Raw genomic sequence first — 17,950 nt, 5'->3', positions numbered from 1 at the left:
ACCCGTGGACTGTCACCGGTCCCGCGTGCCCGACGCGTTCCAGCGCCATGCTCCCGACAGGCGCCGGGTGACCACGGCACTGAAGGTGCGCACGCCTCGTGTCGATCCAGGGTCGATACCCGTGAGCTCACGGACCCGGCGCAGGCGGTAGTCCAACGTGCGGGTGTGGACGTTGAGCGAGGTCGCCGTGGCACCGCGGTGCATGTCGTGGCGGTAGTACGCGTCGAGGGTGGTGAGGAGGTCGGGGCCGGTCTCCAGGCGGCGGGCCAGTGTGCGGAGCCAGTCGTCGACGAGTGGCACGTCCCCGACGGCGAGTTCGACGAAGACATCGGCCAGGGTGTGCGGCCGCAGCCGGACGGATGCCCGGCGCAGCGGGGCTGCCCGGCTGATCCGGCGGGCGCGGTCCAGAGCGTCGGCCAGCTCCGGCAGCGGAGCGACGGACATGCCGACGGCGCAGGGGCGGCCGAGGGCCTGGGCGACGTCCTGTACGAGGTCCGGCAGGTGGTCGGGGGTGAGGTCGGGTGAGAGGTCGGGAACAGCGTGCGGCGGTGCGCTTTCCGCTGCCTCGGGGCCGGAGAACAGCGGAAGCAAAGTGATCAGCTCACCGCTCCCGTCGCCGCCCTCCGGTCCCCACATGACCGGCGCACGGTGGCTCTTCACGAGCGCCCCGATCTCGCTTTCCAGGAAACGATCGATGGTGGGCCGGTCCGGAATACGAAAAACCGTCACCGCGTAGCGGTCCGGGAGTTCCATGTCGACGGCCTCGGCGAGTTCCGCCGAAATCGGATCTCCGTTCAGTAATGACCGGGTCAGCAGGGCGACCTGCTCGGTGTACGGCATTCGGCGGCGCAGTACGCGCACGAATCCCTGACGGTAGGAAGCGATGCCTCGTTCGCCCTGGGGGGCGAACCAGGTCATCATGCGCATGAGTTCGTCGACACCGCCGCCGCGCTGGGCATCGGTCGCCTCATTGATCTCACGCAGCATGAGGGCGGTGTGCACGCGCAGCACCCGCTGCCGCGCGTCGAGCGACATCCCGGCGCCGGCCCGCAGCTCCCCCATCGTCGCGATGTAGCCGAGATCCTCTTCGCTCAACTCACTGTTGTCCGGGGCGAGTTCGACGGTACGACGCCGGAGCCACATCGCGTGTTCCAGCGTCTCGGCCCGTGCCCGGGAGTCCTTGTCCAGGAACCCGAACTCCGGGATCTCACGTGTGTACGCCTCGACCTCACGCCGGGCGTTGGTCGACGCCTGACGGGCCAGCTCGGCGAAGAGGCTCCCCATGAACGCGAGCATGCCATTCAGGACATGCCGGCCGACAGGGGAGATCCGGACGGCGTTCATCACTCCGCACAAAACGGTGGCAGATGTATCGACAGGGCTTTTATCACAGTGCGCAAAATTCCCGGATCGGGGTGTTTCCGTCACTCCTTCTGCTTGTGGAGGAACTGTGAAGCGGCCTTAATGAGAACCGCCTTCGGCATGGCTGCGGTGATCAGTACAAGCAGAAGCAGGGGAATTCGCAGCCGGGCGCCTCGAATGGCGCTCACCCAAACGGGAGGGAAACTCCGATGACGGCAGACACGAGAAAGAGAATCATGGCGGCGGTCGCGGTCGTGGTCACATCGACGGCGCTCATGCTCGGCGCACCGGGCACCGGCTCGGCCGCCCCCGCCGCCCCCGCCGCCACGCCCAGCCTGCGCGCCTTCGGGATCAGCGGCGACGGCACCCTGATGGCCACGTTCACGACCGACCGGCCGCAGGTCCTCGACTGGGTCAGGGCCGTCACCGGCCTCAGCGGCGACACAGGCCTGATCGGGATCGACTTCCGGGTGCAGGACGGCCTCATGTACGGCGTCGGCAACAAGGGCGGCATCTACACGATCAAGACCCCGCCGACCACCACGGACGTGGTGGTCACCAAGGTGTCCCAACTCCAGTACGCGCTGCACGGCGCGAACTTCGGCGTCGACTTCAACCCCGCGGCCGACCGCCTGCGCGTGATCAGTGACAACGGCCAGAACCTGCGGCACAACCTCAACGACCACAGCACCATCCAGGATCTGAACCTCACCACCCCGCCGACCGAGGGCACGACCAAGGGTGTCTCGGCCGCCGCCTATACGAACAACGACCTCAACGCGGCCACCGCGACCACGCTCGTCGACATCAACACGACCACGGACCAGGTCGTCCTCCAGTCCCCGGCGAACAACGGCACGCTCGCCCCGACCGGCAACCTCGGCATCGACGCCGGAATCAACGCCGGCATGGACATCTACAGCACCCTGTCCGGCGGGAAGACGGTCGACAACGCCGCGTTCGCCTCCCTCACCCCGTACGGCGCCAACACCCCCTCGCTGTACGGCATCAACGTCTTCACCGGCCAGGCCACCTCCATCGGCCAGTTCCCGCTGAACATCACGGACCTGGCCATCTCCCTCACCGGATCCTGACCCCCGGCCCTCGCCGCGGCCCGGCCACCGCCGGCCCGCGGCGAAAAGGCCTTGGCCCCCACCCTGCGATCAGGGTGGGGATCGGCCTCATGCGCGCGGCAGGCGGTCAGGCCGCAGCGATGAGCACGCCGGGAAGGTCACCGGCTTTCACGGCGTCCTGGTCGATGGCCACGCCGGTGTAGGCACCCACGGCGGTGAACACCAGCTCGGGCAGGCGCTCACCATGCTCCTCGAAGTAGGCGACGACATCGGCCTCGCTGGACTCAGGCATCGACGGGAACACCGCGCCCACGGCGCCGAGGGCGGCATCGAGGGCCGAGCCCCGCCCGGTGTCGGCGCCGAAATCAGCCCGGTACGCGCAGGCATCGGGCGCATGGATGAGCACGGCCGGAGGGCTGAAACGGTTGGCGGTCAGGCAGAGGATCTCCTCATCCTCGCAGGGAAGCATCGACTCGACCTTGCCTCGGTAGCCGGTCGCCCAGGTTGCCATGCCCCAGTCCTCCAGCACGTACGTCCACTCACCGCACATGCCGTACATGACGCGGTGGAGGTGGAGTAAGGGCTGGCCCGGCTGCCCGGCCGGTACGCGCAACTCCCTGCACGGGGTGCGCGCGGCCAGTTCGTCGAGGTCGGCACCCAGGTTGATGAGGAACTCGTCCGTCTCCACGCCTCGGGCCAGAGTCAGCGAGATACAGCCGAGCATGCCGGGCACGGCCGATGAAGGGGTGTGGCGGTGTGCGCCTATCCACGTGATGCCGCCACTCATGCGGGTCAGATTACCGACCTGGTACTGGCGACGGTCCCGGTGGTGGCAAGTGCAGGCACAAGGAGTGCGGCCGATGTCAGCGGCAACTGCATGCCGGCCACCACGCAGGCGAAGCCGGTGCACTGCGAACCTGCACCGCGTCATTCCGAAGGGATGCGGAACTCGAATTCGGGACGGTCCCAGGGCACGGCCGGCGGGTTCGCAAACGCGGTCCCGGTCCGCACGGCGCCGGCGCGGTGGTAGAAGTCCTCGGCGGGAAGATGCGACACGACCTTGACACGGTCGATCCCAGCGGCACGCGCCTCGGACCGCATGTGCGCGACGAGCCGTCGTCCGATACCCCGTCCCTGCGCTTCGTCGGCGACGAACAGCAGGTCGAGCTCCGGTGGCGCGAGGACGAGCGAGTAGAACCCGAGGACCCGGCCTCCAAGCTCGTCGGCGCCCACGGCCACGAAGGTGCGGTGGGCCTCGATGTAATCAGGACCGACCCGGTAGCCCGCGACTGCGGATGCGTACTTACCCTCGTAGGCGCCCGAACCACGCACGAGCCGCGTGAGCCGTTTGGCATCCCGCGCGACGGCCCTCCGTATCGTGATCGGCTGACTGACCGGGGAAGTGCGTGAACTCATCGGGAGAGTATTTCGCACCCCCGGCCAACCTCAAACTCATCGTCACGGCCAGCCTCATCGGCACCACCATCGAGTGGTACGACAACTGGCGATGACATCCGCGCACGACGAGCCATGTCAGCATCCGCGGAAGAGGTACTCCATCGGCTCAGCACAGAAGTCCCCGTCAACATCACCGGGACCTGCTGATCGCCGCCCACCAGCAGCTCGGCGGCCCGATCGTCCTGGTCTGGGACAACCTCGACGTCCGCAAAGCCGCCAACCTGCGGCAGTGGGCGGCAGCCCGGGAGTGACTGGCTCTCCAACGTCGCCTTCAGTACCCCCGAACACCTCGACCAGCGCATCCGACGCGGCTTACACCTCATCCAGTACCGCAGTCACCTCATTGAGGAGTTCGAGAGGCCGATGGAGAAGCAGCCGACCGAAGTCCGTGCGGCCCGAGGGGCCCCTCAGGCCGCCATAAGCGCCGTCAGGGCCCGGTCCATTGCGGCGTTGAACTCTTCCGGAGTCAGCGGAAGACGGGACTTGACATCCCGACTCCACTGGTCGGCGAGGACCTCGGCGGAGCCCGCCTCGACACCGTCGAGCGCCGCGTCGGCCAGGTCCGACGGAGCGATCTTGTCCACGGGCCAGCCCGCGGCCATGTCGGTGTCGGCCAGGCCGAGGTGTACCGCTGTGACGAGCGTGCCCTGCTCGGCGAGCTCCAGGCGGACGCCGTTGGTCATGGCCCAGGCGGCGGCCTTGGTCAGGTGGTAGGCATTGGCGCCCTTGCCCCCGAACCACGACATGGCGGAGAGGACGTTGACGATCGCGCCCCCGCCGTCTCGCCCCCGCCGTCTCTGGCGAGCGCCGGCGCGAACTCCCGGATCATTCCCAGGTGGCCGAACATGTTGGTCTCCAGCTCGTGCCGCACCGCGTCCAGCGAACCGGTCACCAGGTCGGTCCCCGTACTGATTCCCGCGTTGTTGATGAGTAGCGAGACGTCCGGGGCGGCCTCGGCGGCGGCCCTCACGGATGCGGGATCGGCGATGTCGAGGGGCAGCACCTCGACGCCGGGCAGGTCCACGGTCTCCGGTCGGCGGGCCGTCGCGTAGACCTTGCGAGCGCCCCGTTCCAGCAGGCGCTGGGCGAAGGCGCGGCCCAGGCCGCGGTTGGCTCCGGTGACAAGGGCGACGGAGTTGTTGATATCCATGGCCGGTACGCTAAAACCTGACGCTGACGTCAGAGGCAAGTGCTGGTCGTCAGGGCCAGAGGTGAGAGGAAGCACCATGACTGTCACAGGGGCCGCAGCCGAGCGGTTGATCCGCATCGGCGAGGTGGCACGAGGCGCCGGCGTCTCAGTGCGCGCCGTGCGCTACTACGAGCAGCAAGGGCTGCTCATCGCGGAGCGCAGCCCGTCCGGCCAGCGCCTGTACGGGCAGGACGCCATCCCCCTGGTCCGCTTCTTCCAGCAGATGTTCGCCGCCGGCCTCACCAGTCGAAGGATCACCGAACTCCTGCCGTGCTGGGACTCCGGGCACACCGACGCCGGGCAACGAGCCATGCTGCGAGCCGAGCGCGAGCGCCTCCAGGCCAAGATCGACGACCTGCAGGCCGCCCTGGACCACCTCGACGAGGTCATCGCGATCACGGACACGCACCCGTAGGCGCGGTCGGCCAGACGTCTCATCAGCGATCCAACCTCGCTGTCTTGGTTAGGGCGATGAGGAGTCGTCTAGATCGCCGACATGTCGCTCATGGGTTCGGCAGGTCGGAGGGTGGGGTGGTCAAAAGTGCGGGGCGCAGGATGATGCGGGCCCGAGCGGTGTGGCGGTAGTACACGTGCCGTCCATCGCGTTTGCGTTCGACCAGGTCGGCGGCCAGGAGACGGGAGAGATGGAAGGAGACCGTCGCGGGTGCGAGGTGGTGCAGCGTGGCCAGCGCCGTAGTAGTGCGCGATTCGACCAAACTGTGCAGGATCGCCAGCCGAGTTGCACCGAGAACCGGGGCGGTATGGGGAACTGCGTGGCCTGAGGCGGCGATAGGGATCGCGAGTTGGGCTTCCCCGGAGAGAAGAGGTGCGTGCAGGCCCACGCGGTCCAAGAAGAGGCTCGGGATGAGGGTGACAGGGTAATCACCGCCTACCTCCCCGTCGGAATCGGAGGCGACCTTCAAGGCACCGTCCTTCCAGAGCAAGGAGGAGTGCATGGCCGCGAGGGCGCTGCCGAGCCCTTCACGAGCCGCGACCGCGCCGTGCCGTTCCACGAATCCCTCGAAGCCCGCCGTGATCTGCGGCCAGTGCGGCGCTATCGCCTTCGACCAGAGCCAGTGCAGCTCGCACGCGAGCCGCTCCCTCAGTTCGCTCTCGCCGACCTCGATGCGGGGCCGCACCCGTTCGTCTGCGCGTGTGAGCTGCCCGCCTCGCAGCCACGGGCAGCGGCTGCTGCGTGCCTGCCCTCCAGTGAGGAAGGCGGTGAACTGGGTGCCTACCGTGCTCGCGGGTGTCGTGGCGACGGCATGTAACTGGTCTTCGACAGTCGGCAGGAAGGTACGGGGTGCCGGAGTGAGGAGTTCCGGCAGGTAGGTGGTGTATCCGCTCGCGACGGCCGCGAGGGTCGGCAGGTGGCCCGAGGACAACAGTGTCCGGATGTGGCGGTGCCTGCGAGATGCCTTCGGTGCCTCGGAGACGGCGACCAAGGCGGCGGCCAGCTCCCCCACCGGTGAGATGGCCCAGCGTAGACCGGCCAGCCGCCCGGCGGGCATGTGCAGGTCGATCACGGATACGCCCGTCCTTTGCAAGTTGCGCGGTCACGCCGCAGGCCAGCATTCGAACCTGATCGAATCAACGCCTGAGACAGAGCCTCGGTTCCTAGGCTCCAGAGGCCGTAGGAGGTGCGCATGACGCGGGCCCCTTCGCTATTCGAGAGCGGGACGGGGCCCATGCTCCTGTCCGGAAAGGGATGCATGTACTCCACGTACAGCTGGTTCAACTGCCGCGTAGACAACGGCGGATACGTAGGCGGACCCCACCCCTGTCGATGGCTGTACAACCCGGTAGCCCCTTGCTGACCAGCCTCGCCGCCGATCACTGTGCACCGCTGCCACGACCGGCTTCTCGACATCAACGTCTGCTTCCGCACCGGACCCGGCCCCGGTTACACCGCTCTCGGCAAGTACACAAGGGCCAGTTGATGACCGTGACCGGCACACAGGTGGGGACGGACTCCCACTGGTGGTTCCAGGGTCACCTGCACGGCGGACTGAACCAGTGCCCTCGCCCGTTTTCCCCCCCGATGGAGAGCGCAAAGATGACGTACCCGAGAGCCAAGACGTTGATTCCGGTGGCGGTCTTGACCACGATGACCGTGCTGGGTGTCCCCTCCGCTCATGCGGCACCCGCGACGACCTCCGTGTCCCTGGCCTGGCCGGCCGCGGCCTGTCAGATCGGCGACGGGCACACCTATTTCAAGGGCACGAACATCAATATGCGCAACAGCCCTGGCGGCACCGTCATCGGACGAGCCGACCGCGGGGACTGCGCCTACATCTACCAGACGGACTCCGGCCCGCGAGTGACCTGCCCTGACGGGTCCTCGACCGTTGCCTGGCATCTTGCGGTCAACAAGCGTACCCGCGTCGTCGGCTACGTGTCCGCGTGCTTCGTCTGACGCAGTCCCGGCAGGCAGCCTCGCGAACCCAAGCGTCTGGTTTTCCTCACCCACCATCGCACCCATGGGAAAGGCTCAGCTTCATGCAGCAGCAGATGATCTTTGTAAACCTCGCCACTCATGACCTCGACGCATCGAAGAAGTTCTTCACCGCGCTGGGGTTCTCCGCCGACGACCAGTTCAGCGACGACACGACGGCCGCGATTCCTCTCAGCGACACCGTCAACGTCATGCTGCACACCCACCAGAAGTACGCCGAGTTCACGAAGAAGCAGATCGTCGAATCGAAAACGTCGAGCGAGGTACTCCTTGCACTGAGTGCCCCCAGCCGGGAGAAGGTCGACGAACTGGTCGACAGGGCGATCGCTGCGGGAGGCTCACCAACCGGTGAGCCTCAGGATCACGGCTTCATGTACGGCCGTGCCTTCGACGACCTCGACGGGCACACCTGGGAGGTCATGTGGATGGACCCGACGGCAACTCAGGGATGAACAACTCACTCTCACTGGGCCTTCAGTCAGCACCCAACCAGCACGGGAACTGGAGCGTGCTGGTTCGGGCGGTAGACGCGGGATCGATCAACCCGCAGGAGCCAGGACACCGCCCAGCTGGAGTTACTCCTCTCCTGGATCCGTAGCGTTCCCTCATGCCACGAACCGCGGCGGGTCCCTGCTCCTCGACGACGAGCATTTTCGCTGCCACCCACTGGATTGCACTCCCCGGAGGCGCTCACCCAGCTGCTCAAGCCAGGCCTTGCCCGTGGCCGTCGCCTGCTGTCACTGGACTGGCTCAATGGCACGCTACGCCGATGGGACGAAGCCTCCATTCGGGTTGCCGGCCCCGCGACTGGCCGTCCGGCGGTTCCTGAGGAGGTGTGGCCCGTACATGCGGACGGCGATCCCGGGCGAGGCAACGGTGACGCAGTGAGGTCGTTTCGATACTATGCGTGACGATCCTACTCGTGTTCTACTCGCCTGCGGGTCCCGTGATCCGCCGGGAGGTGCCGACATGCCCTCATCGTTCTCCGCACCCGGATTCGCCGACGAGCTGCCGCCCAGTGTCCTCGGCCGCTGGAACCAGGTGGTCGAGGATGAGTTCAAACGCCTCGAGGTCGAAAACGGAAGCCCGTACTTCACCCTCGAACCCGGCGATCCGGACGCCCAGCGGGTGGCCGTCACCTGGTTCGGGAACCCGGCGGAGCCGGAGTTCTGCTTCGACGAGACGACCGCCCGCAAGCTCTCCGACTGGGGCATCCGCGGACGACGCGCGCTCCACAACGAGTACTGCGAGTACGCGGTCGTGACCGCCCCCGACGCGCAGGGCAACCTGCGCCCCAAGCGCGTCCAGGTGACCACCGAACTGGCTGAGTACTACCAGGTGCTCGCCGAGGACTCACCGGACCTGCTGCGTGACATCGTCACCGACACACTCGGCGGCGAACCTCCCCGCTGGGAGGAGCTCTACGGTCCCGCGGTCGCCAACCCGAAGGTGCTCAGCCCTGCACAGCGCCGGATGGCGTTCGCCCGTCAGATGACCGGCCACGGAGGACACCCCGACCTCCAGGCAGCCGGTGTCCCGGCCGCTCCCGTGGGCTCCCTCAACGCCGTCAACGCCCTCTTCATGGCCCACCCCATCAACGGGCTCGACGACCTCCTCTACATCGTGATGTTCGGCGCCAAGCCCTACGCGCGCCGCACCTCGACCGGCGTGCTGGAAGCGGCCGGACGCGACCAGATCTTCCGCCAGGATCCCGCTCTCGCGGGCCTGGCCTGCCGCAACGCCGACCCGGCCGCCGCGATGGCCGCCGCGGGCGCCGCCTTCGACGGGCGGACCGTGTCCATCGCCGATCCCATCGGCATGTACATCCACGCATTCACCTCCGAGGTCTTCCAGTTCCAGGGCGGACCGGTCCCCGATCCGTGGATCCGGCTCAGCCGCGGCCGCCAAGGGCTGCACCAGCGGCTGGAGTTCGGCCCAGGGGACGCGGACCCGCACTTCCTGGACGACATCACCGTGATCGAGGGCGAGGCGGAAGACCCGCTCACCGGCGGCTATCAAGTCCTACGCCATGTGCAGGTGGGCCCCGTCGCCGCGCTGAGCGCACCCAAGGACGTCCCGCCGGGCGACTTCGTGGTCCTGCCCGATCCGCCCGGTCCGATCCACTGCCGCGACGCAAGCGTGTGCAGCAGTGTCGTACGACCGCTGAAGGAGGCGTTCGAGGCGGCCGCCGGACAACCCGCCCAGCCCGCAGGTCTCCGCGGCCGCCGATGAGTACCCTCCAGGACGGGATCTACCACGCACCCGGCCGCCGCCCACCCAGACACCTCGCCCTGGTGTTCCTGCGCGCCGACCCCGCGGCGGACTCCGCCGTCGTGGACGGCACGCTGCGCGAGGTGACGGGGATGCTGGGCGACCTCGCCGAAGGACGCGTCGACGAGCTGCCCGGCCACCCGGTTCCGACCGGCGATCTGGAGTTCCTCCTCGGCTTCGGACCCAAGGCCTTCGCCATCCCCGGCGCCCGCCTCCCGAGCCCCGCCGCGCTCGGCCCGCGCTATCGCTTCCGCTCCCCGCTGCCCACCGGCGGCGGCCCCGTACTCGTCGGCGCGGGCCTCGAGTACGCCTCGGACGTCGTCCGCAACGACGCCACTGAGGAGTTCTGCCTCCAGCTCACCGCCGGGACTCAACTCGCGGTGTCCCGCGCGGTCGTGGAGCTGTGGAAGCTGCTCGACGGCCGAAAGGACGACCGTACCCAGATGGCGCCGCTGGAGATCGCGGGCATCCATACCGGCTTCCAGCGTGACGACCACCGCAGCTGGATCGGCTTCCACGACGGCGTGTCCAATCTGGACAGCGGTGCCCGGGAAGGCGTCATCTCCATCAGCGACGGCGAGTCCGGCTCCGACACCTGGACCGTGGGCGGCAGCTACCTCGTCTTCCTCAGCCTCGCCGTCGATCTCGGCCCCTGGCATCGACTGCCACGCTCCGAGCAGGAGTTGCTGGTCGGCCGGGACAAGCTCACGGGCGCCCCGCTCACCGGCACGGACTCCGACGGCCTGCCCGTACCGGCGGCCGGATGTCCGGTGGCCGGGACCACCGAGGTCACCCAGCCCGGCAACGAGGACTTCATCGAACCGGGCCCCACCGACGACCCCGTCCTGCTCGCCACCCACGTCCGCCGGGCCAACCTGAGCGCCGGCGACGCCCCCGACCTGGCCGGCTCGCTGCGGATGTTCCGGCAGGGCTACGAGTTCTTCCAGCCCATCGCCGCCGCGCCCGGCTTCAGCGTCGGCCTGAACTTCATCAGCTTCCAGGACCACCCCGACCGGGTGCTGCGCGCCCTCACCCAGCGCGGCTGGCTGGGCGGCGTCAACTTCGGCGGGCAGCCCGGCCAGGACGGTCCGGCAGGCCGGCTGCTGACCGTACGGGCCGGTGGCACCTACCTCGTCCCGCCGGTGCGCGACACCGCTCCCTATCCGGGAGCCGAGGTCTTCGGGTGAACTCGCCCCCTCTCCTCGATGGAAACGGAGACACACGGTGATCGAGAAGATGTGGCTCAACCCGCCACTGGCCTTCGCCCGGCTGGGTCCGTCCCCCGAGCCCTGCGAGAACTACCGCTACGGCCCCAACGACCTGACACCCCGGGGCACCGGCAAGACCGTGGCCGTGCCCGCGCCCTCACTCGTCCTCGCCGCAGACGGCACCCTCGAGAAACGCCCGCCCCGAGGCGACCAGGTCCGGTTCAAGGACGAGCGCGGATTCCGGCCCATCTGCCCGTTCTTCGAGGTGCACGGCTCCTGGGTCATCGACGGGGAGCGCACCGAAGGCCCGATCACCACCGACGTACTTGACGCCTTCGGTCTCACGACGGCTGACGTGCGGTGGAAGGTGGAGGTCGCCAACCTCAAGGCGCACCAGTGCACCCGTGCCGACGACGACCGCATCGACGCCACCGTCGAAATCGCCGGGAACCAGCACCAGAAGAGGCCCCTGGAAGGAGGCTCCCCCCGGACGGCGGCCCGGCCCCTGGTACCCCCGGGACGGCACATCCCGCTCGGCTCGGTGCAGATTCCGCGCCCGAACGCCGAGTTCCCCGAACTGCGGCTGCGGTTCACCCCCGCCGCCGGACTGGTGTACGGCCCCACGAACCTGCTTCAGCGCACCACCCGGTATCCGCTCCCCACCGAGCAGCTGTTCCTCTCCACGAACTCCCGCTGGTGCGAGTTCAGGGAGGACAACGACAACGGCGACCCGCGGACCGCCCCCTCCGGCCTGTACGCCGGGGCGTCCGACGAGGACGGCGGGACCAGCTTCGGTCTGGTGGACGACGTGTGCGACGGCCTGGTCACCGTCACCGTCGGCGAGTTCACCGCGCGGGCCCGCGTCGTCGTCACCCCGCCCGACTTCGCCCCCGACCGCAGGCCCTTCACGTCCCTGGCCGACGGCCTGACCGACCGGGTCAAGCGCGCCGAGGTCCGGGATCCTGCGTACATCTCCCAGAACCCGCAGCTCACCGCCCTGGAGGTGCGCGACCTGTTCGAACGGGCCCTGGAGGCCATGGACGCCGTCAACGTGGACGCCCAGAACCAGCGCGCGACCAGCGAGAACATCGGCAACGCCCGGAACGAGGGCAGCCCGATCGCCGAGGCGCGCGCCCGCACCTTCCCCACACCGGTGCCGCTGGCGGGGATCACCCTCGCGCTCACCGAGCGCGGCCGGCGCAAGCACCGCCGCTTCCCGGCCCTGGAGGTCCTGGAGGACCTCATCCGCGAACAGCCCGACTTCATCCAGCAGTTCGTCAGACCACCGGCCACCGAGGACCCCTGGTACGACCGCCGGATGCCCGTGGCCGTCCGTGGCTCCGACGCCTTCCCCATGCACGTGACGCGCCGCCAGTACGACCTGCTCGTGGCATGGGCCCGCTCCGTGCGCGCCAACGTGCAGGAGGGGTCGTGAGCGTCCTGCTGCAGATCAGCCGCCGTCCCCCGGAGCGGGAGCCAGGGCCCCAGAGCGCTCCGCCCGGACTCCCCGCCGAGACCAGGGTCTTCCGCAGCGCCCACGGTGCCCACCTGTTCGTGGCCGACGGAAGCCGCATCTACGACCTGCCCGAGGCCACCGCCGCCCGGCTGGAGGCCTGGACGGCGGCCGCGGGCGCGGCGGCCCACGATCCGGCGGCGGACGCGGCGCTCGCCGCCGAACTGGAACTGCCTCTCTGGGGCATGGCAGGCGTCCCGGCCGCTCGCATCGACGGCACCCCCGCCGCCGTACCCCCGCTCGCCTCCCTCTCGCTCAACGTGATGCAGGCCTGCAACCTCAGCTGCGGCCACTGCTACGCGGACGAGGGACGGTTCGGCGGCTCCGCCCGCGCCATGCCCCGCGCGACCGCCTTCGCCGCCGTGGACCGGCTCCTCGCCGAAGCCGCGCCCGGAGCCGGGGTCGTCGTCGGCTTCATGGGCGGTGAACCACTCCTCGCCCGGGAGCTGGTCCACGACGTGGTCGACCACGCGACCCGGGCCGGCGCCGCCACCGGGCACGGGGTCCGCTTCGCCCTCACCACCAACCTCACCACCGTCCGCCCGGAGGACGCCGAGCTGTTCGCCGCGCACCCGTTCACCGTGGCCGTCAGCCTCGACGGCGACCGCGCCGGGCACGACGCGCTGCGCACGGCCCCGGGCGGGGGCAGCGCGTACGACCGGCTGCGCGCCGGGCTGGACGTACTGGACAGGCACGGGCGACCACGCCACCTGTCGGCCCGGGTCAGTGTCACCCCTTACACCAGACGGCTGAAGGACGTCCTGGAGCACGGGATCGGCCTCGGCTTCGACGAGGTCGGCTTCGCGGCCGTGGTCAGTGCCCCCGATCCGGCCTTCGAGATCGGCACGAGCGCCTTCGCCGGGTTCTTGGAGCAGATGACCGAGTGCGGCGAGGCGGCGCTGGCCGAACTCGCCGCGGGCCGCCCGTACCCCTTCGGCAACTTCCAGACCGCAATGTACGAACTCCACACCGGCGGTCACCGCCCCTACCCCTGCGGGGCGGGCGCCGGCTACCTCAGCGCCTCCGCCGAGGGTGGTCTGTACGCCTGCCACCGGCTCGTGGACGACCCGGCGTTCCGGATGGGCTCCATCGCCGACGGACCCGACCGGGCCGCGCGGGCCGATCACCTCGCGGCCCGGCATGTGGACCGGGCGGAACCCTGCCGGTCCTGCTGGGCCCGCTATCTGTGCGGCGGCGGCTGCTATCACGAGGTCGCCCGGCGCGGCCGTCCGGGCTGCGACTACATCCGCGGCTGGCTGTCCTTCTGCCTGCGCGCGTACGTCGAACTCAGCGAGCGCGCCCCGGAGTTCTTCCACCGGACGACTCCGTCCGACCTGCCCGGCGATCCTGCCGGACTGGCCCGCTGACCGTGCCTGTGCCCTCACCCGGACGAAGGAGCCGACCGTGAACAACCCCGTCCCCGGCAGCGTGGACCTCCCCGTCCCCAAGGGGAAGGTCTTCCCCCGCAACCTCACCGCACGAGCCGACTACGCGGTCCCGGGAAACCCTTCCGGCTCCCGCCCGGAAAGCGGCGTGGACAACTGCTTCCCCGGTCTCGAGTTCGACCAGCGCAACCTGGAGAAGGCCTTCTTCCCCGGCCTTCTCTTCGACTTCCACCACGGTGGTGGCTCGCGGCTGATCGGCGTCACCGAGGGTGCCCCGTCCGTACTGGACCTCACCGCCGCCGACCTGGGCGCGGGCGTCGAGACGGACCCGTGGCGGCTCCACCTGTGGGCGGTGTGCGGGCGGACCACCGTGGACCAGACGGAGTCGCAGGCCCCCGTGTTCAACGCCACCTCGCGCAGCGGCCTCGCCCTCTGGCGCCGCGTCCACGACCTGCTGCCGGGCCGGATCGCGATCCTGCTCGGACCCACCCCGGGCATCCGGTCCCCGGGCGCGAACATCGTGCCCGGCGGCCTCAACGCCAGGCGCATGAACAACGACACCACGGTGCAGCGCGACGACGACGGGAGGGTCGAGGCGGCCGTCCTGATCGCCGACCGCGCCGACTACCTGGACGCCGACGGAGTCATCGACCCGGACGTCTATCTGCCCGGAGACCTCACCCGCAGCCTGTGCGCCCCCTGGCAGTACGACTTCCGCGAATGCGGCTGCTACTACTGGGCCGCCTCCAAACCCGACATCTCCGCCAGTCCCGACGGCCGTTTCCACCCCCTCAACTTCCAACGCTCGGACCGCACCCTGCCCCCGCCCAAGCTGGACACCCCGAACATCGCCGAACGGGGAGCCGACGAGCTCGACCACCCCGCACTGATCACCGACTGGAATGTGCTGCCCGTCGTCCTCAACGGCCGCGAGGACGACGCCCTGGGCCCGGGCACCCCGTTCGACCTCGACGAGATGACCCGCGAGAAGGTGATCGAGGAACTGGAGCGGCTCGCGAGCGTCGAGCACGCCCTGTGCCTGGAGTACCTGTACGCGCACTACTCGATCGATGCGCCGACCACGCTCGCCCCCGGCACGAACCCCCAGTCGCCCGTCGCGCAGTTTCACGCCGCGGCGGCCGAGGTGTTCTCGGTCGCGGTGGACGAGATGCGCCACCTGAGATGGGTCAACGAGGTGCTCGGCGTACTCGGCAGGCCGCACCAGCTCGACCCACCACCCCTCGGCATGATCATCCAGCGCCAGACCGGGCAGAGATTCGAGCTGAAGCGGCTCACGGCCGACCAACTGGACTGGTTCATCCGGGTGGAGAGCATCAGCGACGAGATGAATCCGGACGGCATCGACGGCATGTACGTCCGGCTCCACCACACCATCGTCCAGCGCCCCGACCTGTTCCCGCAGTCCGACCGGCTCGCCCACCTGATCAAACTCATCATCGACGAGGGCGTGAACCACTTCGAGCGGTTCAAGGCGGTCAAGGGGCACCTCGCGGAGTTCCTCGAGGACGAGTACCTGCGCGGGCTAGACAAGACCCCGGACGCGATGGACCAGCAGCTCCTGCAGCTCGCGGACCTCAATTACGCCGTTCTGCTCGGCGCGATGAAGGAGACCCTGGCCCTGGGCGACCGCGCCGGGGGCGTGCTGATCGAACACGCCCGGCGGGCCATGACCAACCTGCACGAGGTCAACCACCTCCTCGCCTCCCGCGATGTCGCGCCCCGCTTCCAGATCCCGCAGCCAGACGCCGTCCCGGCACTCGCCGACGGTCAGGCCACCCTCGCCGCGGCGCGCGCCGCCCGGCATCTGCAAGAGACCATCCGCTCGCTCGACGGCTCCGACCTGCGCGTCATGATGACCCGTCACCAGGCAGCCACAGAGGCCCTGATCGCCGACCTCATCCTGTGAGGATCCGTTGAGCCCGGCCACCGTCGCGATCGCCGGATCCGGACTCGCCGAGCTGACCTGCGCCTGGCTGCTCGCCGCGCGCGGTCACCGGGTCCGGCTCCGGCCCCGCCCGGCCGGCGGGCCCCGTCCGCTGCTCCTGGGCGACGACACGCTCGCGCTGATTCACGCGCTGTGGGGCACCGCGGTGGTGGACGGGCCTACCGCCGACAGCCACCGCCTCACCCACCGGCACGCCCGCTGGACGCCCGATCGCGACAGCGACCCACCCCTGCCGCAGCCGGCGGCGGTCGTGGACGGCGCCCGGCTCGCCCAGCGGCTGCTGGCCCGCCTCACGGACCGCTACCCCGACGCCGTGTCGCGGGAAACGGACCCGGCGGAACGGCCCGACCGGCAGGCACGGCCCGACGCGCGGCTCCCGGGCGTTCACCCTGACGCGCACGTCCCGCACTGGACCGTCACCGCCGTTCCGCCCGACCGGGACGCCGGGTACCGAACAGCCGGGCGACGTCACCTGCTGGCCGGGGAGGCGCCCTGCGCGGCCGGGCAGGACGACACCACCGCCCGCCTGGAGCGCACCGACGACGCCTGGCTCCACCTCACCCCGCTCGGCGACGGCAACGCCCTGCTCCAGGCCATGGTCCCCGGCCCGGTCGAGCACCCGAGGCGACACCTCGGCCACCTCCTCGCGCACAGCCCGCTGGCGGCACGACTTGCGCAACCGCCCGCCACCGCCGTCGCCCTGCCCGCCGCGCCCCACCTCCACCGCGCCCCGGCGACCCCGCCGACGGGCCGGACCCCGGGCCTGATCCTCGTCGGCGCGGGCGCCATCCGCTACGACCCCCTGGGCGGCACCGGTACCGCCCAGGCCATGCGTACGGCCGTCCTGGCCACCGCCGTGATCGACTCCGCCGCCGCAGGCACCCCAGCGGACCGGCTGTGCGCCCACTACTCGGCCCGCCTGCGCGCCGCGTTCCGCGACCACCTCACCACCTGCGCCCGGCTCTACCGCCAGGCGTTCCCCTCCCCCGCGTGGCGGTACGAGGTCGACGCTTGCGGGTCGGGGTGACGGCCGGTCGGGCCGGTTTCTTCGCGATGCCCTCAGACGAGTTGGTAGCCGCGCATGTTGCTGAGCAGCAGGTAGCAGTTCTGCAGGGAACCCGAAGTGTCACCCAGGGAACGGTAGATGCCCCATTTCGGGCGGACACGGTCGGCCAGGAAAGTGTCGATGCCGGTGCGGGACTTGTCGATGACCGTGGTCGAGCCGTTCTTGAGGATCCAGCGCAAGGAGCCGGCCGAGCCGTTGCCGACCTTGATCTGGAAGTCGACGTCGATCCATCTGTCGTGCAGGGGATCCAGTTCGGTGCGGCCGATGAGGATGTCGTCGGTGAACTGCTTCAACTCGATGGTCTGGACGCCGTTCACGCGGCGCAGCGACTGCACGACAACGGGCGAGGAGCCGGTGCCAGGCTGCTTCATCTGCATGATGTGGGTGAAGCCGGTGGTCGCCTTCAGGGAACTCGGTATGTACATCGAGTACGTGATCCGCCAGGTCTGGCCCTCGGTCCACTTGAGGAAGTTGCTGCCGCTGCCGTTGCGCAGGCCGGTGACCTCGTGGCGCTGGCGGTCGGTGGAGGTGTCCCGGTCGACGGTGTGCATGTTGAAGCGCCAGTTGCTGCCGGTGGCGTAGATGTGCGGTGCGGCGGACGTGTGCGAGTCCGCTCGGTCGTCCTCGATGGTCTCGAAGGCGCCGAGTCCGTCACTGCTCGCCGACGGGGACCACTTCAGCTGCCAGGAGGCGGCGTGCGCGGTGAAGGTGGGCTGACCGACCGTCACGGCGGCCGCACCGCCGAGCGCGGCGCCGAGGAGGCTTCTTCGCGTGGTGCTCATTTCTGTTCACCTCATCGTGAGTTGTGGGGGTGGATGTCCGAGGAGGCGTGACGGGTCGCGAGCACACGACTGAGTTCACGGACGTGACCGGAGTTCACTCACGAACCCGTCAGCGGAGCACAGGGTGGCGTGGCGACGACGCCGGGTCAATGGTCCAGACCGATACATCTGAACCCCCGGGACCGTTTCCGGCCACTCGGGCGTGCGGACGCAGCACGGCGC

General features: G+C 69.5%; 15 protein-coding genes and 2 pseudogenes. 11 read left to right on the top strand and 6 right to left on the bottom strand.

The window, feature by feature from the left end:
• Positions 1-12: 12 nt before the first annotated feature.
• Entirely contained in the window at positions 13-1,284 is a 1,272-nt protein-coding gene (locus ACFT32_RS11110; protein ID WP_382488134.1) for a PucR family transcriptional regulator, read from the bottom strand.
• Between the two features lie 314 nt (positions 1,285-1,598).
• Between ACFT32_RS11110 and ACFT32_RS11105 the strand changes: the two genes are divergently transcribed.
• Positions 1,599-2,456 carry a DUF4394 domain-containing protein gene (locus ACFT32_RS11105; protein ID WP_382488863.1) on the top strand — a complete coding sequence of 286 codons (858 nt, stop codon included), beginning with the start codon at positions 1,599-1,601 and terminating at the stop codon, positions 2,454-2,456.
• 106 nt (positions 2,457-2,562) lie between these two features.
• Here ACFT32_RS11105 and ACFT32_RS11100 read toward each other — a convergent pair whose 3' ends face one another.
• Together ACFT32_RS11100 and ACFT32_RS11095 are read right to left on the bottom strand one after the other, a co-directional pair.
• Positions 2,563-3,222, bottom strand: coding sequence for a hypothetical protein (locus tag ACFT32_RS11100; RefSeq protein WP_382488132.1), 660 nt, complete (start codon positions 3,220-3,222; stop codon positions 2,563-2,565).
• 140 nt (positions 3,223-3,362) lie between these two features.
• The gene (locus ACFT32_RS11095; RefSeq protein ID WP_382488131.1) at positions 3,363-3,851 is read right to left on the bottom strand and encodes a GNAT family N-acetyltransferase; all 489 of its coding nucleotides are present in this window, start codon (positions 3,849-3,851) and stop codon (positions 3,363-3,365) included.
• Positions 3,852-4,024: 173 nt separating this feature from the next.
• On the opposite strand from ACFT32_RS11095, the pseudogene ACFT32_RS11090 reads away from it, so the two are divergent.
• Positions 4,025-4,241 (top strand): annotated as a pseudogene (locus ACFT32_RS11090) (IS630 family transposase); the annotation flags it as partial.
• Between the two features lie 59 nt (positions 4,242-4,300).
• Here ACFT32_RS11090 and ACFT32_RS11085 read toward each other — a convergent pair.
• Positions 4,301-5,043, bottom strand: a pseudogene (locus tag ACFT32_RS11085) (SDR family oxidoreductase).
• 76 nt (positions 5,044-5,119) lie between these two features.
• Here ACFT32_RS11085 and ACFT32_RS11080 point away from each other — a divergent pair.
• Positions 5,120-5,497: a MerR family DNA-binding transcriptional regulator gene (locus tag ACFT32_RS11080; RefSeq protein ID WP_382488129.1), complete on the top strand. Its 378-nt coding sequence runs from the start codon at positions 5,120-5,122 to the stop codon at positions 5,495-5,497.
• Between the two features lie 88 nt (positions 5,498-5,585).
• Here ACFT32_RS11080 and ACFT32_RS11075 read toward each other — a convergent pair whose 3' ends face one another.
• Entirely contained in the window at positions 5,586-6,608 is a 1,023-nt protein-coding gene (locus ACFT32_RS11075) for an ArsR/SmtB family transcription factor (protein WP_382488127.1), read from the bottom strand.
• A 530-nt stretch (positions 6,609-7,138) separates the two neighbouring features.
• Here ACFT32_RS11075 and ACFT32_RS11070 point away from each other — a divergent pair.
• The 8 genes from ACFT32_RS11070 to ACFT32_RS11035 all read left to right on the top strand — a co-directional run bounded on the left by ACFT32_RS11070 (position 7,139) and on the right by ACFT32_RS11035 (position 16,907).
• Complete coding sequence (locus tag ACFT32_RS11070; protein WP_382488125.1) at positions 7,139-7,498, top strand: hypothetical protein; 360 nt, start codon at positions 7,139-7,141, stop codon at positions 7,496-7,498.
• Between the two features lie 83 nt (positions 7,499-7,581).
• Positions 7,582-7,989, top strand: coding sequence for a VOC family protein (locus ACFT32_RS11065; protein ID WP_382488123.1), 408 nt, complete (start codon positions 7,582-7,584; stop codon positions 7,987-7,989).
• Positions 7,990-8,506: 517 nt separating this feature from the next.
• On the top strand, positions 8,507-9,769 hold the full coding sequence (locus ACFT32_RS11060) for a hypothetical protein (RefSeq protein ID WP_382488122.1): 1,263 nt from the start codon (positions 8,507-8,509) through the stop codon (positions 9,767-9,769).
• Positions 9,766-10,995 carry a Dyp-type peroxidase gene (locus ACFT32_RS11055; RefSeq protein WP_382488120.1) on the top strand — a complete coding sequence of 410 codons (1,230 nt, stop codon included), beginning with the start codon at positions 9,766-9,768 and terminating at the stop codon, positions 10,993-10,995. The genes ACFT32_RS11060 and ACFT32_RS11055 overlap by 4 nt, the downstream gene beginning before the upstream one ends.
• Positions 10,996-11,032: 37 nt before the next feature.
• Positions 11,033-12,451, top strand: coding sequence for a hypothetical protein (locus ACFT32_RS11050; protein ID WP_382488118.1), 1,419 nt, complete (start codon positions 11,033-11,035; stop codon positions 12,449-12,451).
• Entirely contained in the window at positions 12,448-13,896 is a 1,449-nt protein-coding gene (locus ACFT32_RS11045) for a radical SAM protein (protein ID WP_382488116.1), read from the top strand. Before ACFT32_RS11050 ends, ACFT32_RS11045 begins: the two co-directional genes overlap by 4 nt.
• A 37-nt stretch (positions 13,897-13,933) precedes the next feature.
• Complete coding sequence (locus ACFT32_RS11040; RefSeq protein ID WP_382488115.1) at positions 13,934-15,841, top strand: ferritin-like domain-containing protein; 1,908 nt, start codon at positions 13,934-13,936, stop codon at positions 15,839-15,841.
• A gap of 7 nt (positions 15,842-15,848) precedes the next feature.
• Positions 15,849-16,907: a hypothetical protein gene (locus tag ACFT32_RS11035; RefSeq protein ID WP_382488113.1), complete on the top strand. Its 1,059-nt coding sequence runs from the start codon at positions 15,849-15,851 to the stop codon at positions 16,905-16,907.
• Between the two features lie 32 nt (positions 16,908-16,939).
• Here the strand turns inward: ACFT32_RS11035 and ACFT32_RS11030 are convergent, their stop codons facing one another.
• Complete coding sequence (locus ACFT32_RS11030) at positions 16,940-17,728, bottom strand: heparin lyase I family protein (protein WP_382488111.1); 789 nt, start codon at positions 17,726-17,728, stop codon at positions 16,940-16,942.
• Between the last annotated feature and the right edge of the window lie 222 nt (positions 17,729-17,950).

It is taken from the genome of Streptomyces sp. NPDC057002 (assembly GCF_042673825.1).
In the GTDB taxonomy this organism is placed as follows: Bacteria; Actinomycetota; Actinomycetes; order Streptomycetales; family Streptomycetaceae; genus Streptomyces.
Note: the sequence above shows the minus strand (reverse complement) of the source record. Positions and strands in the feature narration are given on the sequence as shown.